This is a genomic window from Sphingopyxis solisilvae (assembly GCF_015475875.1).
GTDB lineage: Bacteria > Pseudomonadota > Alphaproteobacteria > Sphingomonadales > Sphingomonadaceae > Sphingopyxis > Sphingopyxis solisilvae.
Genome location: NZ_JADKYM010000002.1, coordinates 81,863 through 101,016, shown reverse-complemented (window position 1 = coordinate 101,016; position 19,154 = coordinate 81,863). Strand labels below are relative to the sequence as shown.

23 protein-coding genes are annotated in these 19,154 nt (G+C 64.4%); 11 read left to right on the top strand and 12 right to left on the bottom strand.

From position 1 onward, the window contains the following. Nucleotides 1-383: 383 nt before the first annotated feature. From IR187_RS02555 to IR187_RS02530, 6 genes are all read right to left on the bottom strand, one after another. Entirely contained in the window at nucleotides 384-1,346 is a 963-nt protein-coding gene (locus tag IR187_RS02555) for a ParB/RepB/Spo0J family partition protein (protein ID WP_194953137.1), read from the bottom strand. After that, a complete protein-coding gene (locus IR187_RS02550; RefSeq protein ID WP_194953136.1) occupies nucleotides 1,347-2,129 on the bottom strand; it encodes a ParA family protein in 783 nt (260 codons plus the stop codon). Further along, nucleotides 2,126-2,785, bottom strand: coding sequence for a 16S rRNA (guanine(527)-N(7))-methyltransferase RsmG (rsmG, locus tag IR187_RS02545; RefSeq protein ID WP_194953135.1), 660 nt, complete (start codon nucleotides 2,783-2,785; stop codon nucleotides 2,126-2,128). Before rsmG ends, IR187_RS02550 begins: the two co-directional genes overlap by 4 nt. Nucleotides 2,786-3,144: 359 nt before the next feature. Then, nucleotides 3,145-5,007, bottom strand: a complete 1,863-nt coding sequence (gene mnmG / locus IR187_RS02540) for a tRNA uridine-5-carboxymethylaminomethyl(34) synthesis enzyme MnmG (RefSeq protein ID WP_194953134.1) — start codon at nucleotides 5,005-5,007, stop codon at nucleotides 3,145-3,147. 75 nt (nucleotides 5,008-5,082) lie between these two features. After that, nucleotides 5,083-6,366, bottom strand: a complete 1,284-nt coding sequence (mnmE, locus tag IR187_RS02535; RefSeq protein ID WP_194953133.1) for a tRNA uridine-5-carboxymethylaminomethyl(34) synthesis GTPase MnmE — start codon at nucleotides 6,364-6,366, stop codon at nucleotides 5,083-5,085. Nucleotides 6,367-6,410: 44 nt separating this feature from the next. Then, entirely contained in the window at nucleotides 6,411-6,707 is a 297-nt protein-coding gene (locus tag IR187_RS02530; RefSeq protein WP_194953132.1) for a DUF6489 family protein, read from the bottom strand. A 104-nt stretch (nucleotides 6,708-6,811) separates the two neighbouring features. Between IR187_RS02530 and IR187_RS02525 the strand changes: the two genes are divergently transcribed. Then, nucleotides 6,812-7,510, top strand: coding sequence for a dienelactone hydrolase family protein (locus IR187_RS02525; RefSeq protein ID WP_194953131.1), 699 nt, complete (start codon nucleotides 6,812-6,814; stop codon nucleotides 7,508-7,510). 35 nt (nucleotides 7,511-7,545) lie between these two features. Next, the gene (locus tag IR187_RS02520) at nucleotides 7,546-7,905 is read left to right on the top strand and encodes a nuclear transport factor 2 family protein (protein WP_194953251.1); all 360 of its coding nucleotides are present in this window, start codon (nucleotides 7,546-7,548) and stop codon (nucleotides 7,903-7,905) included. A gap of 18 nt (nucleotides 7,906-7,923) precedes the next feature. Here IR187_RS02520 and IR187_RS02515 read toward each other — a convergent pair whose 3' ends face one another. From IR187_RS02515 to hemE, 6 genes are all read right to left on the bottom strand, one after another. Further along, nucleotides 7,924-8,325, bottom strand: coding sequence for a DUF1489 family protein (locus IR187_RS02515; protein ID WP_194953130.1), 402 nt, complete (start codon nucleotides 8,323-8,325; stop codon nucleotides 7,924-7,926). A 38-nt stretch (nucleotides 8,326-8,363) separates the two neighbouring features. Next, complete coding sequence (locus IR187_RS02510; protein ID WP_194953129.1) at nucleotides 8,364-8,801, bottom strand: hypothetical protein; 438 nt, start codon at nucleotides 8,799-8,801, stop codon at nucleotides 8,364-8,366. A 32-nt stretch (nucleotides 8,802-8,833) separates the two neighbouring features. Next, nucleotides 8,834-9,526, bottom strand: a complete 693-nt coding sequence (locus IR187_RS02505) for a YjbE family putative metal transport protein (RefSeq protein WP_194953250.1) — start codon at nucleotides 9,524-9,526, stop codon at nucleotides 8,834-8,836. A 161-nt stretch (nucleotides 9,527-9,687) separates the two neighbouring features. Further along, nucleotides 9,688-10,944, bottom strand: coding sequence for a transcription termination factor Rho (gene rho / locus IR187_RS02500; RefSeq protein ID WP_194953128.1), 1,257 nt, complete (start codon nucleotides 10,942-10,944; stop codon nucleotides 9,688-9,690). A 193-nt stretch (nucleotides 10,945-11,137) separates the two neighbouring features. After that, nucleotides 11,138-11,599 carry a CopD family protein gene (locus tag IR187_RS02495; RefSeq protein ID WP_194953127.1) on the bottom strand — a complete coding sequence of 154 codons (462 nt, stop codon included), beginning with the start codon at nucleotides 11,597-11,599 and terminating at the stop codon, nucleotides 11,138-11,140. A gap of 3 nt (nucleotides 11,600-11,602) precedes the next feature. After that, nucleotides 11,603-12,631, bottom strand: a complete 1,029-nt coding sequence (gene hemE, locus IR187_RS02490) for a uroporphyrinogen decarboxylase (RefSeq protein ID WP_194953126.1) — start codon at nucleotides 12,629-12,631, stop codon at nucleotides 11,603-11,605. Nucleotides 12,632-12,980: 349 nt separating this feature from the next. Between hemE and IR187_RS02485 the strand changes: the two genes are divergently transcribed. The 9 genes from IR187_RS02485 to IR187_RS02445 all read left to right on the top strand — a co-directional run bounded on the left by IR187_RS02485 (nucleotide 12,981) and on the right by IR187_RS02445 (nucleotide 19,134). Further along, complete coding sequence (locus tag IR187_RS02485) at nucleotides 12,981-13,793, top strand: pyruvate, water dikinase regulatory protein (RefSeq protein ID WP_194953125.1); 813 nt, start codon at nucleotides 12,981-12,983, stop codon at nucleotides 13,791-13,793. Continuing rightward, nucleotides 13,790-14,386: a Maf family protein gene (locus tag IR187_RS02480; RefSeq protein WP_194953124.1), complete on the top strand. Its 597-nt coding sequence runs from the start codon at nucleotides 13,790-13,792 to the stop codon at nucleotides 14,384-14,386. The genes IR187_RS02485 and IR187_RS02480 overlap by 4 nt, the downstream gene beginning before the upstream one ends. Further along, entirely contained in the window at nucleotides 14,383-15,198 is an 816-nt protein-coding gene (aroE, locus tag IR187_RS02475) for a shikimate dehydrogenase (protein ID WP_194953123.1), read from the top strand. Before IR187_RS02480 ends, aroE begins: the two co-directional genes overlap by 4 nt. Then, complete coding sequence (coaE, locus tag IR187_RS02470; protein ID WP_194953122.1) at nucleotides 15,195-15,818, top strand: dephospho-CoA kinase; 624 nt, start codon at nucleotides 15,195-15,197, stop codon at nucleotides 15,816-15,818. Before aroE ends, coaE begins: the two co-directional genes overlap by 4 nt. A gap of 19 nt (nucleotides 15,819-15,837) precedes the next feature. After that, the gene (gene dnaQ, locus IR187_RS02465; RefSeq protein ID WP_194953121.1) at nucleotides 15,838-16,533 is read left to right on the top strand and encodes a DNA polymerase III subunit epsilon; all 696 of its coding nucleotides are present in this window, start codon (nucleotides 15,838-15,840) and stop codon (nucleotides 16,531-16,533) included. A gap of 45 nt (nucleotides 16,534-16,578) precedes the next feature. Then, a complete protein-coding gene (gene hpf, locus IR187_RS02460; RefSeq protein ID WP_194953120.1) occupies nucleotides 16,579-17,151 on the top strand; it encodes a ribosome hibernation-promoting factor, HPF/YfiA family in 573 nt (190 codons plus the stop codon). A gap of 148 nt (nucleotides 17,152-17,299) precedes the next feature. Then, on the top strand, nucleotides 17,300-17,764 hold the full coding sequence (locus IR187_RS02455) for a PTS sugar transporter subunit IIA (protein ID WP_194953119.1): 465 nt from the start codon (nucleotides 17,300-17,302) through the stop codon (nucleotides 17,762-17,764). Between the two features lie 167 nt (nucleotides 17,765-17,931). Beyond that, complete coding sequence (locus tag IR187_RS02450; protein ID WP_194953118.1) at nucleotides 17,932-18,270, top strand: DUF1491 family protein; 339 nt, start codon at nucleotides 17,932-17,934, stop codon at nucleotides 18,268-18,270. Between the two features lie 237 nt (nucleotides 18,271-18,507). After that, nucleotides 18,508-19,134: a cell wall hydrolase gene (locus IR187_RS02445; RefSeq protein ID WP_407699062.1), complete on the top strand. Its 627-nt coding sequence runs from the start codon at nucleotides 18,508-18,510 to the stop codon at nucleotides 19,132-19,134. Nucleotides 19,135-19,154: the final 20 nt, after the last annotated feature.

Genomic DNA, 19,154 nt, shown 5'->3' with positions numbered 1-19,154 from the left:
ATTTGCGCATATGTTTGGTCCCTTGAATTCAAAGACAGATTGTCGAAACGCGAATGGATATCCCACCCCATTCGCCGACCCTGTTAGCCGGGGACCCGTTCAGCTTTTGCCAGCAAGCTTGGTTAACGACGCAGTAGGAATTGGCCCGCCTTACCGACAGTAAGCGAGAGAAATCAGGGTTTTAGCCTGATTCTGGAAAGGTCATAGGAACCGCCCACCATAGTTTAACGGCCCGGACTGGCACAAATTAAGCGGGTAGCGCCCGATCGATTCGCCAAAAAGAAGATTTCGCGCGGAGGCCGCAGAGAACACAGAGATTCTGAAACAGTCTCTCTGTGTTCTCTGCGGCCTCCGCGCGAATCAAATTTCAGACCAATATCGGCTCAAATCCCCTCGCCGCTCAGCCGCTGGCAAATCATGTCGAGCTGGTCGAGCGACGCGAATTTCAGCGTCAGATTGCCCTTGCCCCCGCCCGCATAGTGAATTCCGACCCCGATCCCGAGCAGTTCGGACAGATGGCGCTCGACCGCGACAATGTCGGGATCGCGCCCGCCTACGCCGTCCATGCTCTTATATTCCAGCGGCGCCTTGCGCCCGCCGCCCTTATCCTCGCGCACCAGCGCCTCGACCGCGCGCACCGACAGGCCTTCCTTGACCACACGCCGCGCAATTGCTTCGGCATCGGCGGCGCCGATCAGCGCGCGCGCATGCCCCATCGCCAGCGATCCGTCACCGACCAGCGCCTGCACCGCGGCGGGCAGGTCGAGCAGCCGCATCAGATTCGCGACATGGCTGCGCGATTTGCCAACCAGCTTGGCGAGCGCTTCCTGGTTATGCCCGAAATCGTCGATCAGGCGGCGATAGGCACCCGCTTCCTCGATCGCATTCAGGTCTTGCCGCTGGATATTTTCGACCAGCGCAATCTCGTAGGTCGCCGCGTCGTCCAGATCGCGCACCAGCGCCGGAATCTGGTGGAGCCCGGCGCGCTGCGCCGCACGCCAGCGCCGCTCGCCCGCGACCAGCTGATAACCCTCGCCATCGGGCGCGCGCCGGACGATCACCGGCTGCAACAGGCCGCGCAGCGCGATCGAATCGGCCAGTTCGGCGATCGCGGTCTCGTCGAAATGGCGCCGCGGCTGGCCGGGCAGCGGGCGAATCGCGCCGACCGCGACATGCTGGACCGCATCGCCCGATGTCGTCGGCGCCGCTTTCGCCGCCGCGCCGGGGCTCGCCAGCACGGGTGCCTCGGCGGCGACGTCGCCGAACAGCGCGTTCAGCCCGCGCCCCAGTCCCGACGGTCGCTTCCGCGCCGGAGAAGTTTGATTTTCTTCTTTTTTTTCAGTCATTTAAGCGGCCTTGCGGACGTTGGGCAGGCGGTCGATCAGCTCGCGCGCCAACGCGATATACGCCGCCGACCCGGCGCAGCGATGGTCATAGATCAGCGCCGGCAGGCCGTGGCTCGGCGCCTCGGACAGGCGGACATTGCGTGGGATCACCGTCTGGAACACCACCGGCCCCAGCACGTCGCGGACATCGTCCGACACCTGGTCGGTCAACCGGTTGCGGCGGTCGAACATCGTCAGCGCGACCCCCAGGATCGACAATTTCTGGTTGAAACGCTCGCGCACCCGCTCGACCGTGGTGAGCAATTGGCTCAACCCCTCGAGCGCAAAAAATTCGCATTGCAGCGGCACGATCAGCGATTCGGCGGCGATCAGCGCGTTCAGGGTCAACATGCCGAGCGACGGCGGGCAATCGATCAGGCAGATATCCCACTGCCCCGCCTCGGCACCGGTCAACGCCTGTTCGAGCCGGTGGAGCCGGTCGGCAAATTCGATCAGTTCGATCTCGGCGCCCGACAGGTCGACCGTCGCCGGAACGATGTCGAGCCGCGGCACCGCCGTGGGAATCGCACAATCGGCGAGCGGCGCGTCGCCGCGCAGCAATTCGTAACTCGAAGATTCACGCTGTGCCTGCTTGATGCCCAGCCCGGTCGACGCATTGCCCTGCGGATCGAGGTCGATGATCAGCGTCCGCCAGCCCGTCGCCGCGAGCGCGGTCGCCAGATTGATCGCGGTCGTCGTCTTGCCGACCCCGCCCTTCTGGTTCGCCACGGCAATGCGGATCATGCTTTTCCTCGTTTCTTATCCGTGATTTTCCCGGTTCCGACCAAAATCTGGCTGTCGGCGTCGGTACAGCTTTGTTCCACGTGAAACAGATTCTGCCACGGCGGCGGCAACAACGCCAGTTCCTTAACCGCATTTCGGCCCTTTGGCAGCAGCCAGCGCGTCGATTCGGTGGAAAAACGCGCGGATAAGTCGATGAGCTTGTCGAGAGGCGCGAATGCCCGCGCGCTGATCGTCGCCGCCGGCCGCGTTGCGACACGCTCGAGCGGGACATCGGCCACTTCGACATGACCCAGTCCGAGTTCGGCCACCACCGCACGCAGGAAATCGCACCGCCGCCGCCGCGATTCGACGAGCAGCATCGGCCGTTCCGACAATATGGCCACGACCAGGCCGGGCAACCCCGGCCCGCTCCCCAGGTCGACCCAGAGTCCTTCGCCGTCCATGTCGAGGGCCAGAAGCTGCGCGCTATCGGCGATATGGCGCACCCACAAGGCCGGGATCGTGGACGCTGCGATCAGATTTTGCCGGTCATTCTCGGCCACGAGCATCGCCGCGAACCGCCCCAGCCGCGCCCATTGCACCGCCGTGGGCGTGAACGTCCGTTCCAGCCAGTCGCGCGCTGCGCTTTCATCATTCAACAGTTCGGCACCCGTCACTTCGTTCTTTCACGCGTTCTATTCTTCTTCGCGCCTTTGCGCCTTTGCGCCTTTGCGTGAGGTTTTGAAAGCCCTGCGCGCGCAGGATCAGGGGATAAACGATGTCTTTTGTCATGGTCGTCGGATTCACGAAGGTCTGGAGGCGACCGATTGCGGATGTAAAGCCCTCTCCCCTTGGGAGAGGGTTGGGTGAGGGTGTCTGAGGTTAGATTTCAGGGTGGACGGGTGATCCCCTCACCCAACTTCGGCTAGGTTGCTGCGCAACCAAGCCTGCGTATCCCTCTCCCGACGGGAGAGGGGGATAGCAGCTCCCCACCCCAAAGCGGACGTCTGAGTCCGCGACCACGCTCGCTGCCAATTCAGGCCGCGCGCCGCCGGCTATGCACCATGATGGCGGTCAACGCCGCCGGGGTTACCCCGTCGATCCGCGCCGCCTGGCCCAGCGTTTCGGGTTGCGCCTTGCCCAGCCGTTCGACCATCTCGCGCGACAGGCCGCCGATCGCGGCATAATCGAGCGCGGGATCGAGGCTGATCGCTTCATTCGCAGCGAGCGAGCGGAGCTCGGCATCCTGCCGCGCGATATAGGGCGCATAATGCGCATCCTCGGCGACCTCCGACAGAATTGCCGGGTCGACAGCGTCGAGTTCGGGCGCGAGGCGTGCGAGGCGCGCCATCGTCATCTCGGGATAGCGCAGCAGGTCAATCCGCTTGCGCGCGAGCCCGTCGCCGGGCAGCGCGAGCCCGACCGCCGCATAATCGGCGGTGCTCACCGCGACGTCGAGCAGGTTTTCGGCCCGCGTCCGCTCGGCCTGTCGCGCCGCGAACAGCGCCGCCGTCGCCGGACGGACAAGCCCGAGCGCAATCCCCTTCGGCGTCAGCCGCGTCGCGGCATTGTCGGCGCGCAGCCGCAGCCGATATTCGGCGCGCGCGGTGAGCATACGGTACGGCTCGGTCACGCCCTGCAACACCAGGTCGTCGACCATGACGCCGATATAGGATTCGCTCCGGTCGAGGATCAACGGGTCGCGCCCCTTTACTGCGAGCGCGGCATTAGCCCCCGCGATCAGCCCTTGCGCCGCCGCCTCCTCATATCCGGTCGTGCCGTTGATTTGCCCCGCGCAATAAAGCCCGCGCATCGCGCGAACCTGCAACGTCCGGTCGAGCGCGCGCGGGTCGATATGGTCATATTCGACCGCATAGCCGGGAACGACCATTTCGACCGCCTCCAACCCGTCCATCGTGCGCAACATCGCGAGCTGCACGTCGGCAGGCAGCGAGGTCGAAATGCCGTTCGGATAGACGAGATGGGTATCAAGCCCCTCGGGCTCAAGAAACACCTGATGCCCGTCGCGGTCGGCGAAGCGGTGGATCTTGTCCTCGATCGACGGGCAATAGCGTGGCCCCGCCGCGCCGATCGCACCGGTGAACAGCGGCGAGCGATGCAAATTGTTGGCGATGATCGCGTGCGATTCGGCGTTGGTGCGCGTAATCGCGCAGAAAATCTGCGGTACCGTCCGCGCCTTGTTCCACGTGGAACAGGTCCATTCGCCGCTGTCAGACAGTTGCTCGTCCAGCCGCGCCCAGTCGATCGTCCGCCCGTCGAGCCGTGGCGGTGTTCCCGTCTTCAGCCGCGCCATCGGCAAACCGGCCGCGCGTAATTGCTCGGCGAGGCGGTGTGCGCCAGCCTCGCCGATGCGCCCACCGACCATCTGCTCCTCACCGCGGAACATCCGCCCGCCGAGAAAAGTGCCGGTCGCCAGCACCACCGCTGGTGCCGACAGAGTGGTGCCATCGGCAAGATCGAGGCCTTCTACGGTGGCACCATCGCTCGACAGTCGCAGCGCCGCCGCCTCGCCCGCGATCACTGTAATGCCGTCCTCCGCCGCGAGCAGTTGCTGGATCGCGTCACGATAGCGTTTGCGATCGGCCTGGATGCGCGGTCCCTGTACCGCCGCACCCTTCGATGCATTGAGCATCCGGTAATGGATCGCGGCACTATCCGCCGCGCGCGCCATCCACCCGTCGAGCGCGTCGACCTCGCGCATCAAATGCCCTTTGCCGAGCCCCCCGATCGCCGGGTTGCACGACATCGTCCCGATCAGCGCGGGGTCGAAACTCACCAGCGCGACGCGCGCACCCAGCCGCGCCGCAGCCGCCGCGGCCTCGGTTCCGGCATGTCCCCCGCCGACGACGATGACATCATATACTGTGCTGCTGGGCATGATGGCGGCGCCATTAGCCCAAATGCAGCGGCAAATCCACCGCGACACGACGCGAGTGACGTTTCACGTGAAACATCACTTCCCTATACAAAAGCGCCCGAACAGCGTGTCGAGCATATCTTCCACCCCGGCGCGCCCGGTGATCCGGTCGAGCGCTCCGCTCGCCAACCGCAACCGTTCCGCGAGAAGGATCAGGTCCGATGCCTCGCGCGATCCAGGATCGACCTCCAGCCAGTGCGTCGCCTCGGCCAGCGCCGCGCGCTGGCGCTGGCGCAACGCGGCTTCGCCCTCGCGCGGCAGCAGCGTCCGCGCCATTTCGACGATCATGCGGTGCAGGCGCTCCATCCCCTCACCCGTCCGCGCCGACAGCACCAGGTCGCACCGCGCCGCCTCGGCTTCGGCGGCGGCATCGCCGCGCCAGCGGTCGGCCTGCGCCGCGACCAGGATCGTGCGCGGATGGACGGGTGCCGCCTTCGGCCGCCCCAGCCATAACAGGATGTCCGCCGCCGCGACCGCCGCCTTGGCGCGGTCGATCCCGATCATCTCGATTTCGTCGGCAATTTCCCCGCGCAGCCCCGCGGTGTCGGAAAAGCGCATCGCAATCCCGTCGAGCGCCAATGATGTCTCGATCACATCGCGCGTCGTCCCCGCCACGGGCGACACGATCGCCAATTCTCTTTGCACTAAAGCATTGATTAAAGTGGATTTTCCGGCATTTGGTGGCCCCGCGATGACCACCGACAACCCTTCCGAAATCACCTCCGCCGCGGGCCGCGCCAGCCACTTCGCCAGTTCATCCGACAACACGGTCATGCCGGCGATCAACTTTCGAGTGACAACTTCGCCAACTTCGACATCATCTTCGTCGGCAAAATTCAGCTCGGCTTCGGCCCCCGCCATCAACGTCAACAGCCGGTCCTGCCATCCCGCCACCGCGCGCGACACATGCCCGCTCGCCATGTCCAGCGCCTGCACGCGCTGGCTCTCGGTCTCCGCGGCGAGCAGGTCGGCCAGACCTTCTGCTTCGGCCAGATCGATCCGCCCGTTCAGGAACGCTCGCCGGGTAAACTCCCCGGCCACGGCGCGGCGTAGTCCGGGCAGTGCGGCGAGCGCGGCCTCGACCGCCGCCACGACCGCGCGGCCGCCGTGGAGGTGCAGCTCGGCCAGATCCTCGCCCGTCGCCGTCGCCGGTCCGGGAAACCAGAGGATCAACGCGCGGTCGAGCGGTTCGCCACCAACGGTCCTGAGTCCGACCAACGTCGCCCGCCGCGGTGACGGCAAGCGCCCGGCCAGCTTCCGCAGCGCCTCCCCTGCCCGCGCACCGCTCACCCGTACGACGGCAATCGCCGCCGGCGGCATCCCGCTCGACAACGCAAAAATCGTGTCGCTTGCGTGCGTTGGGTTCAGCTCTTGCGTCCCTTGGCGGACTTGTCGTCATCGCCCTTATCGGCCGCTTTCGCGCCGTGGCCCATCAGCCCGCCGCCGAACTGGCCGAGCAGCGACTGGACCAGTTCGAGCCCGCTGCCGCCCATCGGGACCCAAGTCTTGACCATCTGTTGGACCATGTCGGGGGTAATCCCCTTCGCCATCAGCTCCTTGACGCGATCAAGATAGATGTCGTGCAGCGGTTCCAGATCGGGCAGGCCGAACAGGCGCCGCGCTTCGTCGGGCGTGCAGTCGATCTCGATATTGAATTTCATGCCTGTCTCCCGCCCCAAATGCCGGTTCGCCGCTTGAGCCGTGCCCGCAGCCCCGCTAGCTTCGCGCTTTCACACGAAAGAAGCAAGAGCAGGAGAAGCCCCGCATGGCCGCCACCAACACCTCGATCCCCGCGTTGAACGGCGCAGGCGACATTCCCGCCTATGTCGCGCGGCCCGACGCCGATTCACCGCGCGCCATCATCGTGATCCCGGAAATCTTCGGTATCAATGCCGGCATCCGCGAAAAATGTGACGACTGGGCGGCGCAGGGCTATCTCGCGATCGCCCCCGACCTGTTCTGGCGCTTTGCCCCCGGGGTCGAGCTCGACCCCGATGTCGAGGCCCAGTTGCAGGAAGCCTTCGGCTATTTCGGCCAATATGACGCCGACGACGGGGTCAAGGACATCGAGGCGGCGATCCGCTGGCTGCATGCGCAGGGGGCGACCAAGGTCGGCTGCGTCGGCTTCTGCCTCGGCGGGCGGCTGGCCTATATGGCGGCGGCGCGCACCGACGTGAACGCGTCGGTCGGCTATTATGGCGTGATGATCGACCAGATGCTGAACGAGAGCCATGCGATCGCGCATCCCTTGATGCTGCATATCCCCACGGCGGACCATCTGGTCGGGCCCGAAGCGCAAGCCAAGATGCACGAAGGCCTCGACCCGCACCCCAAGGTCACGCTCCACGATTATGAAGGGCTCGACCACGGTTTCGCCGCCACCAGCGGCAACCGCCGCGACGAAGCGGGTGCGCAGCTGGCGGATAGCCGCACCAGGGCGTTTTTCGCGGAACATCTGGCGTGAGCGCGCATCCGGGTCTTGCCGCCTGGCACGCCTATATGGCGGCCGGCGGCGATCCGCAGGCTCTCCGCGACCTGCTCGCCGACGACGCCGTATTTCATTCGCCGGTCGTCCACACGCCGCAACAGGGCCGCGACAAGGTCTTCGCCTACCTCCACGCGGCCAGCCAAGTCCTCGGCGGCGACCATTTCCGGTACCTTCGCGAAATCGTCGACGGTAATCAGGCCGTGCTCGAGTTTCAGACCGAACTCGATGGCATCCAGATCAATGGCGTCGACATCATCCGCTGGAACGACGCGGGCCAGATAGAGGATTTCAAGGTGATGGTCCGCCCGCTGAAGGCGATCAACAAGGTCTGGGAGAAAATGGCAGCGATGCTCGCCGCGCAGGCGGACTAAACGCTGTTTCGGTAAAGCCTAGATCAGACTGAGCTCGGCGAGTTCGCGATAAAGTTCGGGCGGCAGGTCGGCGACACCGCTCTTGTCGTCGATTGCGCGCGGCGCGTCGGCAGCGGCCAAATAGCGCCACCCCTGATGCGCGCGCTTCGGCATCGGATGCACGCGCTCGAGATTGGCGACGCAGACGATATCGATCCGCCCGTCGTCGCGATCGTCGAAGCGCAGAATTTCCACCCGCCCGACCAGCATATGTTTGACGATGAAGTGCAGCCTGCCGCCGACCAGCGCGTCGGCGCGCTTCGGCCTGAACCGCGTCGTGAAGCGGACTTCGCCGTCGCGCGCATAGGCAGCGATTCGCGCGGCGAGCGACGGATAATCGGCACAGCCGACGGCGACGCGGGTCATGTGAAGTGGGGGCATATCAGGGAGATGGGCAGCCCCATCCCTGGTTCAAGCCGTCAGTCGGTTTGCGCTGTGAATAGATAATAATCGCCACGACCCTGCGGATTCACCGGAACCGTCAGCAGGAACAAGGGCGAGAGAAGCACAGGGATCAGCGCGGTGAAACCGGTCATCGCGACCCACGGAGCGGAGATCATCGCAACGGATCCTGCCCACGCCAGCCCCAGCCGGAGGATCGCGCGGCGTATCCATGACGATGGCGGCGGGTCCGGTTCCGCCAGCATCTCTGCGAGAACCTCGGAAGCATCCTGATGCTGCCACGCCGGAACCGTCAGGCAGAACCCACCGATTGCGAGGACATGCGGGGATACGCTGGTATAATGCTCTCCACCAAGATGGACGATGATCCCGGCAGCATCGAGCATGGCCGCCACCGTCAATGCTTCTCCGCGGCCCAGTACATGGGCAATGGGAACCATTGCATCGTCGGACATGGACCGACGATGCAATGTTTATCGATGCCTGTCTAGCCGAACAGCGTTCCGACGCCGACGGTGGGGTTGACCCAGCCGTCGTACATCATCTTGAGCGCGACATAGAGCACCAGCAGCAAACCCAGATAGGCGAGCCACTTGTAGCGTTCGATCAGGCGCGCGAGGAAATTGGCCGCAACACCCATCAACGCGACGGCAAAGACCAGCCCGACGATCATGATGCCCGGATGCTCGCCCGCCGCGCCGGCGACCGCGAGCACATTGTCGAGGCTCATCGACACGTCGGCCACCGCAACCGCCCAAGCGGCGCCCCAGAAGCTCTTGGCGGGCTTGAGCCCCGAATGCTCGTCGCCGCCGATCTCCGGCGATCCAGGCGAATGGACGCCGCCGACATGACGCAGCTCGCGCCACATCTTGAACGCAACCCAAAGCAGCAGCAGGCCACCGATGAAGATCAGGCCGATGATGCTCATCAGTTGGACGACGACCAGCGCAAAGGCGATGCGCAGCACCAATGCCGCGAGAACACCCATGATGATCACCTTGCGGCGCTGGTCGGGCGGCAGGCCGGCCGCGAGCGCGCCGACGATGATGGCATTGTCCGCCGCCAGCAACAGGTCGATCGCGATCACCAGGAAAAACGCCTTCAGGTTCGAAGGTTCGGTGATGTTCGAAAAATCGTTGACGATATGACCCCACATTCCGCTGAGGCCGCCAAGATCCATGGGTTGCGCGGCGGTGCCGCTGGCCAGGACCGAAAGAAGATCAATCACGCCGGATTTCCATTTCCATTGTCCCCGATCGCCCGACCCCCGATCGCCACCGCTTTGGCAGAGGGAAGGGAATATCGGGCGTCATCGTCAAAAAGCCGGAACGCCGACTATCGTTATTGGTTCATCGAATCGAAGAAATCTTCGTTTGTCTTGGAATCCTTGATCTTGTCGAGCAGGAATTCCATCGCGTCGACGGTACCCATCTGCATGAGAATCCGGCGCAGCACCCACATTTTCGACAGCTTGTCCTTTTCGACCAGCAATTCTTCCTTGCGGGTGCCCGACTTGCCGACGTCGAGCGACGGGAAGATGCGCTTGTCGGCGACCTTGCGGTCGAGCACGATTTCGGAGTTGCCGGTGCCCTTGAACTCTTCGAAGATCACCTCGTCCATGCGGCTGCCGGTATCGATCAGCGCGGTGGCGATGATTGACAGCGACCCGCCTTCCTCGATGTTGCGTGCGGCGCCGAAGAACCGCTTCGGGCGCTGGAGCGCATTGGCATCGACACCGCCGGTCAGCACCTTCCCCGACGAGGGGACGACGGTGTTGTAGGCACGGCCGAGGCGCGTGATCGAGTCGAGCAGGATCACGACATCCTTCTTGTGCTCCACCAGGCGCTTGGCCTTTTCGATCACCATTTCGGCGACCTGGACGTGGCGCGTCGCGGGTTCGTCGAAGGTCGAGGAGACGACCTCGCCCTTCACGCTGCGCTGCATATCGGTGACTTCCTCGGGGCGTTCGTCGACGAGGAGGACGATCAAATATACCTCAGGGTGGTTGTCGGTGATCGCCTTGGCGATATTCTGCAGCAGCACCGTCTTGCCCGTGCGTGGCGGCGCGACGATCAGCGCGCGCTGGCCCTTGCCCTGCGGGCTGACGAGGTCGATGACGCGTGCTGACTTGTCCTTGACCGTCGGATCGACGGTGTCGAGCGACAGCTTCTGGTTCGGATAAAGCGGCGTGAGGTTGTCGAAATTGACGCGGTGGCGAACGACATCGGGATCGTCGAAATTGACGCTGATCAGCTTGGTCAGCGCGAAATAGCGCTCGCCGTCCTTCGGTGCGCGAATCTCGCCCTCGACCGTATCGCCGGTGCGCAGGCCATATTTGCGGACCTGGTTCGGCGAGACATAGATATCGTCGGGACCGGCGAGATAATTGGCTTCGGACGAGCGCAGGAAGCCGAACGAGTCGGGCAAAACCTCGATCGTTCCCGATCCGATGATTTCCTCGCCCTCTTCGGCAAGTTCTTTCAGGATCGAGAACATCAGATCCTGTTTGCGCAGCGTCGAGGCGCCCTCGACCCCCAGTTCTTCGGCCATTTCGACCAGCTGGGCGGGCGCTTTGGTTTTGAGTTCTTTAAGATGCATGGGATGGATTCCGGGTGATATTCAGGAAAAAGCAAACATGTTTCGATGCACCGCTGGGGTGCCTATCCGGTCGGGGGACGACCGTTTGCGATAGCTCGGACGCTGGGGAAGCGCCGCCCGACTGGCGGGATTGCCACGGCCCCTATCCCCCGCTCGGCGTCAAGTCAATCAGCCTGACCCGAACCGGGCAGGATCAGGGGCGAACAACCGCGAGGATGACGATGATCGCCGCGGCGACGCCGGGAACCTCGTTGAGCAGCCGGAGCTGCTTTTCGGTCAGCGGCCGCAACCCCTGCTGCAGCTTTTTGAAATAGCCGATCATCCAGCCGTGATAGCCCGACAGCGCGAGCACGAGGATGAATTTGGCGATGAACCAGGTTTCGCCCCAATAATTGCCGTTGAATGCGAGCAACAGCCCGAGCAGCCAGACGATCGTCAGCGACGGGTTCAGGATGATCCGGCGCAAGCGGTCCTCGCGCTCGATCCACTTTTTGTCTTCGTCCGACCCGACCGGGCATTGGTGATGATAGACGAAAAAGCGCGGCATCATGAACAATCCGGCCATCAAGAAGATGACAAAAATGATATGCGCCGCTTTGACCCAAAGCATCGTCGCCCCCAGAAATCCCGCCAGACTCGAAACAGCCAGTTCCATAGATTATCCGCCGCGAACGCGCCTGATGAGATGTTCGACATGGGCAATCGGCGTGTCGGGCACGATGCCATGACCCAGATTGAAGATATGGGGACGCGCGGGGAAAGCCGCAAGGATGCGGTCGATCGCGGCGTCGAGTGCGTCACCGCCGGCGACCAGCGCGAGCGGATCGAGGTTGCCCTGTACCGGGAGATGCGGCGGGAGCGCGGCATCGGCCCAGCCCGGATCGACCGTTTCGTCGAGCCCGATCGCATCGACACGGGTTTCGTCGGCATAGGCACGCAGCTTGCCGCCCGCACCCTTCGGAAAGCCGATCACCGGGGTATCGGGATGGATCGCCTTCAGACGGCGGACGATTTCGGCATTGGGCGCGATCACCCAACGTTCGAATTGCGCGGGCGAAAGGCTGCCCGCCCAGCTGTCGAACAATTGCACCGCGTCGACGCCATGTTCGATCTGGCCCGCCAGGTAATTTACCGTAACATCGACGATCGCATCGATGATCGCCTTGAAGGCTGCCGGATCGCCATAGGCCATCCGCCGCGCCGCCGCCTGATCCTTCGACCCCTGCCCCGCCACCATATAGGTGGCAACCGTCCACGGACTGCCGGCAAAGCCCAGAAAGGTGGTTTCGCGAGGCAGCGAAGCCGCGACGCGCGCCACCGTCGCATAGATGGGATCGAGCCGTGCGGGCGCCGCCTGCAACGTAGTGAGCGCGCTGTCGACGAGCGGCGGGGCGAGCCGCGGCCCTTCGCCCGCCTCGAACCACAAATCTTGTCCCAATGCGTGGGGAACGATCAAAATGTCGGAAAAGAGGATCGATCCGTCGAACCCGAAGCGCCGGATCGGCTGCAGGGTGACTTCTGCCGCAGCTTCGGGATCGTAACATAGCTCGAGGAAGCCGCCCTTGGTCTCCCGCAGCGCGCGATATTCGGGGAGATAGCGTCCGGCCTGACGCATCAGCCACAGGGGCGGGTGTTCCTGCCGCGCCCCGTGCAGCACTGCCAGCAAGCTCTTCGGTGACGCCTTCACACGGCCCCTCTTTCTCTCTTCAATATAATATTAAATAAAATTGTGGTGGTTTGTTGGTCGGCGGACAGCGCGGCTTTAGGCGCGAGCGTCGTTTTTGCCAACAGCTTGACTCCGCGGGCAGCGTTCGATGCCGCAGAGTCGTTGCCCGCTTTGCCCGCAATTCACAGCCTGTGGATAAATTCTCTCCCCTGTGGACAAGGGATAGAGCGGAATCGGCAGCCTCGGGGATGAATCCTCCCTCCCGATTCCGTCCCCGCGCTTGTCCAAAACTTATCCACAAGCGCCTTTTTGACATTGCCGACCGGTTCCGGGATTGCCTTTTTCAGCGGCTTCCCGCCATGGTGCCGTGATGGGCCGGCTTCACCTTCATCTCATATCCGACTCCACGGGCGAGACACTCGAAAATATCGCCAAGGCGGCGATTGCGCAGTTCGACGATGTCGAGGTGGTGCGCCATTTCTGGCCGATGGTACGATCGGAATCGCACCTCGACCGGATCATGGCCGAGGTGCAGGCCAGTCCGGGGATGATCCTGTTCACGTTGGTCAACGGCGACCTGCGTGTCAGTCTCGAACGCCGCGCCGGGGCGCTCAACCTGCCGCTCGTCCCCGCGCTCGACGCGGTGACTGACGCCCTGTCACGGATGCTCGGCCAGGAAGCGAAAGCGCGGCCGGGGCGCCAGCACCAGCTCGATGCGGCTTATTTTGCGCGGGTCGAAGCCATTCAATTTACCGTCGCGCACGACGACGGCATCGGTTGGGAAAATTGGGAGCAAGCCGACATTGTGCTGGCAGGCGTCTCCCGGACGTCGAAAACCCCGACGAGCATCTATCTCGCCAACCGCGGATTCAAGACCGCCAACATCCCGATCGTCCCCGAATCGCCGCCGCCCGACGCCTTGTTCCGGCTCAAGCGCCCGATGGTCGTCGGGCTGACGACCGGGCTCGACCGGCTCGTCCAGGTACGGCGCAACCGGCTGCTGTCGCTCAACCAGGCGCCCGAGACGAGCTATGTCGATGACGAACGCGTGAAGGCCGAGCTTGCCTATGCGCGGCGGATGTTCGCCGACAATGGCTGGCCGGTGATCGACGTAACGCGCCGCTCGATCGAGGAAACCGCCGCGGCAGTGATCAAGCTGGTCGAGGATCGGGCGAGCGCATGACCTTGCTGCTCGCTTCGCAAAGCAGCGGCCGCGCCGCGATGCTGCGGGCCGCCGGGCTCAGATTCGAAACCACTGCTGCGCATGTCGATGAGGAAGGACTGACCGCCGCGCTCCGGGCCGAGGGGCAGAGCGCGCGCAACGTTGCCGACGCGCTGGCCGAGGCAAAGGCGGTCAAAATCTCGTCGCGCTTGCCCGGGGTAACGGTGATCGGCGCCGACTCGACCCTCGCGCTCGACGATGGCACGATGCTTTCGAAGCCGTCGACCCCCGAAGAGGCGGCCGACCATCTGCGCCGCATGGCGGGAACGCGCCACCGCTTGTTCAGCGCGGCGGTCGCGGCGCGCGATGGCGCCCCGATGTGGCGCGCGATCGGCGAGGCGAAGCTGTGGATGCGCCCCTTGTCCGATGCCTTTATCAACGCCTATGTCGCCAAAAATTGGGACAGCATCCGCTGGACCGTCGGCTGTTATGAAATCGAGGGAGCGGGCGTGCAATTGTTCGAACGGGTCGAGGGCGATCCCTGGACGATCATCGGCATGCCGATGCTGCCTTTGCTGGCGTGGCTACGTACCACCGGGCTGGCGCCGCAATGAGCGCGCTGCCCTATGCCGAAGTGATCGGCGATCCGATTTCGCACTCGAAATCGCCGCTGATCCATAAATTCTGGCTCGACGCGCTGGGCATCGCGGCCGATTATCGCCGCGCGCATATCAAGCCCGACGCGCTGGCTGCCTATATCGAACAGCGTCGCGCCGATCCCGACTGGCGCGGGTGCAACGTCACGATTCCGCACAAGGTTGCGGTGATGGATCTGGTCGATGACCCCGGCGATATCCGCGGCACGATCGGCGCGATGAACACGATCGTGCGGCAGCCTGACGGATCAGTGATCGGAACCAACACCGATGCGGCAGGATTCTACGCTCCGCTGGCCGAACTCGACCTCGAAGGCGCGCCGGTCGCGGTCGTCGGCGCGGGCGGCGCGGCGCGGGCGGTGTTGTTTGCGCTGGCGCGTGCTGGCGTCGGCCATGTTACCATCCTCAACCGCTCGCCGCTCAAAGCGATGGGCCTGCTTGCAACCTTTGGCCTCAAAGGCGAGGTCGTGGCGCTCGATGCCCCGCTGCCTCCCGCCGCGCTGCTGGTCAATTCGAGCAGCCTCGGCATGAAGGGCCAGCCGCCGCTCGACCTCGACCTGTCGCCGCTCCCGGACGACGCGATCGTCTATGACCTTGTCTATTCGCCGCTCCGGACGGGCCTCCTCGAGACCGCCGATGCGCGTGGGCTCGACACCGTCGACGGGTTCGACATGCTGATCGGTCAGGCGGCGCTCGCGTTCGAACTGTTCTTCGGCGCGTCGCCGCCGGAGGGGCGCGACGACGAATTGCGGGCGCTGCTGGTTGCATGAGTCACTTCAAGCGCCCCCACCTGCCGCTCCGTCGCCCCTTCCTGCTTGGCCTGACCGGCTCGATCGGCATGGGTAAATCGACCGCGGCGGCGATGTTCCAGGCCGAAGGCGTGCCGGTATTCGACGCCGACGCCGAAGTGCATCGGCTGCAGGGACCGGGCGGCGCGCTGGTCGCCGCGATCGAGGCGCGTTTTCCCGGAACGACCGGCCCCGAGGGCGTCGACCGGCAAAAGCTGGGGGCGCTGGTGCTCGGCAACACCCACGAACTGGCGGCGCTCGAGGCGATCGTCCATCCGGCGGTGTTCCGCGCCCAGAAGCGCTTTCTGGCGCGGCACCGCTCGCGCGATGTCGTCGTGCTCGATATTCCGCTGCTGTTCGAAAAGGGCGGCTGGCGGCGCGTCGGCGCGATCGCGGTCGCCTCGGCACCCGCCTGGATGCAGCGCAAGCGGGTGATGCGCCGCCCCGGCATGACTGCCGCAAAGCTCAAGGCGATCCGCCGCCTGCAGGTGCCCGACCGCGTCAAACGCGCGCGCGCCGATTTCATCATCGAAACGGGCCGACCTAAAAGCGCGACGCACCGCCAGATTCGCTTCATCGCCTCTTGTTTCCGCGCGCGTTAGGGTCCAGATTATCGGTTCGATGCGCGAGATTATTTTCGATACCGAGACCACGGGTTTCGACCCCAAAAGCGGGGACAGGCTGGTCGAAATCGGGTGTGTCGAGCTGATCGACCGCCGCGAAACCGGCATCACCTTTCACGCCTATTTCAACCCCGAACGCGACATGCCGGCTGCCGCCGAGGCGGTACATGGCCTGTCGGCGCAGTTTCTGTCGGACAAGCCGCTGTTTGCGACTCGCGTCGACGAGCTGCTCGAATTTTTCGGCGACGCGCCGCTGATCGCGCACAATGCCGCGTTCGACTTTGGCTTCGTCAACGCCGAACTGGCGCGCATCGGCCGCCCCGCACTCGACATGGCGCGCATGTGCTGCACCGTCCAGATGGCGCGCAAACTCCATCCGGGCGCCAAGCACAGCCTCGACGCGCTCTGCACGCGCTATGGCATCGACCGCAGCCACCGCGTCAAACATGGCGCGTTGCTCGACGCAGAACTGCTCGCGCATCTTTATATCGAAATGACCGGCGGGCGGCAGATCGGGCTGGGACTTGCCGCCTCGGGCAGTCCCGCGACGCCCGGCGCTGCGCCCCCGACGGCGGCGCGTTCCGGCCGACCGTTTCGCGAACCCCGGCCCCATGTCGCCTCGGCCGCCGAACTGGCGCGCCACGCTCAATTTGTCGCAGGGCTGAACCAGCCGCTGTGGCTCGATACGGTGTGATGGCCCTCCCATGACGTCACGCACCGGCCAAGAAGGAGAAGAAAAATGGAAATCCGCGTCTCTGGCCACCAGATCGAAACCGGCGAAGCGCTGCAGGCGCATGTCGCGGACCGGATGAACGCGATTGCCGACAAATATTTCTCGCGCGCGATCGGTGCGCATGCGACCTTTGGCAAGGGTCCGCACGACAGTTTCCAGTGCGACATCGTCGCGCATGTGATGCAGGGGCTGGTACTGAAAGGGCACGGCCAGGCGCAGGACGCGCATGTCGCGTTCGAAGGCGCCGCCGAACGGATCGAAAAGCAGCTCAGGCGCTATATGCGGCGATTGAAGGACCGCAACAACGGCCCCGCCCAGCCATCGCCGACGGTCGACGAGATCGAGGAGAATGCGAGCTATATCGTGTTCGACGGCGGCGGCGAGGAAGAGGCGGGCGATGCCCCCGCGATCATCGCCGAAACGCGCGTCGATATCCCGACCAGCAGCGTGTCCGACGCGGTGATGATGCTCGACCTTCGGAACACCAACGCGCTGCTGTTCGTCAACAGCAAGACCGGGTCGCACAACATGGTCTATCGCCGCGACGACGGGACGATCGGCTGGGTCGAACCACGATAGGACTGGATTTTCTCCGCCAACCGGCATAAGGGCCGCGCCCAACACGTCCGATGCCGGTCCGGCGGGGCGCCGGTTCAACCGATCCGCAAACATTGTTCGGGAACGCCCGGCCCGCTTGCCCGGCGGCTATACAGATTTGACCAGACCCATGAACCTTTCCTCCCTCCTCTATCCGGCCACGGTGCGCGCGCACGTCCAGATCGATTCGAAAAAGGCGCTGTTTCCGTTCGTCGGCGATCTGGCCAGCCGCTCGCTCGGCCTCGACGCGGGCGAGGTCAGCGAAGCGCTGCTCGAACGCGAACGGCTGGGGTCGACCGGCTTCGGCCGCGGCATCGCCTTGCCGCATGCCAAGATGGCCGATTTGACCGGGGTCCGCGGGCTGTTCCTGCAACTCGCGCGGCCGATCGACTTCAGCGCGGTCGACGGTCTTCCGGTCGACCTGCTCTTTGTCCTGCTGTCGCCGCTCGACGCCGGCGCCGATCATCTGAAGGCGCTGGCGGGTGTGTCGCGCATGTTGCGCAACGAGGCGGTGGCCGAACGGCTGCGCGGCGCCAAGAATGACGAAGCGCTTTATGCGCTGCTCGCCGATACTGAAACGCGTGACGCGGCCTGATAAGGCATTGCGGCGCATGATCTGAATCCTCCCTGTGCCGTAGGCATGGGGAGGGGGACCGTTCGCGAAGCGAATGGTGGAGGGGCAGCAACGTCGCGTCATTTGCCCCTCCGTCAGCGGCCTTGCCGCTGCCACCTCCCCATCGCTGCGCGACAGGGAGTATCCTTATGGCGCGGCTGACCAGTCGCTTTCTTGTCGATCTGCTCATTCGCCGCACCGAAGCGGCGGGGGGATTTGCTGCGGTGCTGGTCCGCGGCGACGACCATGCCGGATCGATCCTGGTCCAATGCGCCGAACGCGGTCGGCCCGGCCCGTTGCTCGAACGGCGTTTTTCGCCGACCGGCGATTATGTCTGGGAAGCAGTCGGTCCCGATGACCCCGACGATGGTGAATCGCGCGCAAACTATCGCGAACGGCGGCAAAGGGCCGATCCCGACCTGTGGATCGTTGAACTGGATATCGCAGATGCGCCACGACTCGTCGCGGAGTGGGCTGCGTTAACTTGACTCTGTTGCAGCGCACAATAAGTGGCGCGCATTCGATAACGCGTAGGTCGTTCCGCGGGTTGCATGGATTTCACCATGCCCCGATGAAACGGAGTGGACACGCAGTCGGACGATGACCGCAGGCGATGTACCGGACGATAGTCCCCCGCCTGTTTTGAGAGGTTCGGTTTATCGGCCGCACGTTTGACGGACATTATGAGTCGCATTTTGAATGGTGCCAGCGTGGCCGCCGTCGGCATGACTGCCGCAACCATGCTTTTTCTGGCCGAACCCGGCTTTGCCAGCGATCTGGCTGCCGACGCCAGCCTCCCCGCGTTGATCGTTCCCGGTGCCGACGCGCCGGTCGCAAACGAAGCGGCGGAGCTATCGACCGGGGCGGAAACGCCCGTCGACCCTGTTGATCTCGACAGCGCGGAAAATCCGCCGGCAGATGAAAAGCCGGAACCGGTTACCGCCGAATCGCTTGCCGAACTGGTGGCGGCAACGCCGCGGCCCGCGACGCTCGATCCCGAACTGCGCTGCCTTGCCGGGGCGGTCTATTTCGAATCGCGCGGCGAATCGCTCGTTGGCCAGCTTGCCGTCGCGCATGTCGTCATCAATCGCGCCCAGTCGGGTCGTTTTCCGAAAAGCCTGTGCGGCGTGGTCCACCAGAAAAGCCAGTTCAGCTTTGTTCGCGGCGGGCGGATGCCCGCCGTGCGCGAAGGCGCGCAATGGTCGAACGCGATTGCGATCGCCCAGATCGCCCGCGACGGCAGCTGGAACAATCACGCGCCGGGGGCGCTGTTCTTCCACGCGCGTTATGTGTCGCCGAACTGGCGCAAGACGCGTATCGCGCAGATCGACAATCACATTTTCTATCGTTGACGGGTACCGGTTCGCGATCC

Bases quoted from the DNA above. Each gene is read 5' to 3' on its own strand.
- IR187_RS02515 (WP_194953130.1), bottom strand. From the start codon at position 8,325: ATGCCCCCACTTCACATGACCCGCGTCGCCGTCGGCTGTGCCGATTAT.
- hpf (WP_194953120.1), top strand. From the start codon at position 16,579: ATGGAAATCCGCGTCTCTGGCCACCAGATCGAAACCGGCGAAGCGCTG.
- IR187_RS02480 (WP_194953124.1), top strand. From the start codon at position 13,790: ATGACCTTGCTGCTCGCTTCGCAAAGCAGCGGCCGCGCCGCGATGCTG.
- IR187_RS02445 (WP_407699062.1), top strand. From the start codon at position 18,508: ATGACTGCCGCAACCATGCTTTTTCTGGCCGAACCCGGCTTTGCCAGC.
- IR187_RS02455 (WP_194953119.1), top strand. From the start codon at position 17,300: ATGAACCTTTCCTCCCTCCTCTATCCGGCCACGGTGCGCGCGCACGTC.
- coaE (WP_194953122.1), top strand. From the start codon at position 15,195: ATGAGTCACTTCAAGCGCCCCCACCTGCCGCTCCGTCGCCCCTTCCTG.
- IR187_RS02550 (WP_194953136.1), bottom strand. From the start codon at position 2,129: ATGATCCGCATTGCCGTGGCGAACCAGAAGGGCGGGGTCGGCAAGACG.
- IR187_RS02520 (WP_194953251.1), top strand. From the start codon at position 7,546: ATGGCGGCCGGCGGCGATCCGCAGGCTCTCCGCGACCTGCTCGCCGAC.
- IR187_RS02495 (WP_194953127.1), bottom strand. From the start codon at position 11,599: ATGGAACTGGCTGTTTCGAGTCTGGCGGGATTTCTGGGGGCGACGATG.
- aroE (WP_194953123.1), top strand. From the start codon at position 14,383: ATGAGCGCGCTGCCCTATGCCGAAGTGATCGGCGATCCGATTTCGCAC.
- mnmE (WP_194953133.1), bottom strand. From the start codon at position 6,366: ATGCCGCCGGCGGCGATTGCCGTCGTACGGGTGAGCGGTGCGCGGGCA.
- IR187_RS02505 (WP_194953250.1), bottom strand. From the start codon at position 9,526: ATGGATCTTGGCGGCCTCAGCGGAATGTGGGGTCATATCGTCAACGAT.
- IR187_RS02510 (WP_194953129.1), bottom strand. From the start codon at position 8,801: ATGTCCGACGATGCAATGGTTCCCATTGCCCATGTACTGGGCCGCGGA.
- dnaQ (WP_194953121.1), top strand. From the start codon at position 15,838: ATGCGCGAGATTATTTTCGATACCGAGACCACGGGTTTCGACCCCAAA.
- IR187_RS02525 (WP_194953131.1), top strand. From the start codon at position 6,812: ATGGCCGCCACCAACACCTCGATCCCCGCGTTGAACGGCGCAGGCGAC.
- mnmG (WP_194953134.1), bottom strand. From the start codon at position 5,007: ATGCCCAGCAGCACAGTATATGATGTCATCGTCGTCGGCGGGGGACAT.
- IR187_RS02530 (WP_194953132.1), bottom strand. From the start codon at position 6,707: ATGAAATTCAATATCGAGATCGACTGCACGCCCGACGAAGCGCGGCGC.
- IR187_RS02450 (WP_194953118.1), top strand. From the start codon at position 17,932: ATGGCGCGGCTGACCAGTCGCTTTCTTGTCGATCTGCTCATTCGCCGC.
- rho (WP_194953128.1), bottom strand. From the start codon at position 10,944: ATGCATCTTAAAGAACTCAAAACCAAAGCGCCCGCCCAGCTGGTCGAA.
- IR187_RS02555 (WP_194953137.1), bottom strand. From the start codon at position 1,346: ATGACTGAAAAAAAAGAAGAAAATCAAACTTCTCCGGCGCGGAAGCGA.
- IR187_RS02485 (WP_194953125.1), top strand. From the start codon at position 12,981: ATGGGCCGGCTTCACCTTCATCTCATATCCGACTCCACGGGCGAGACA.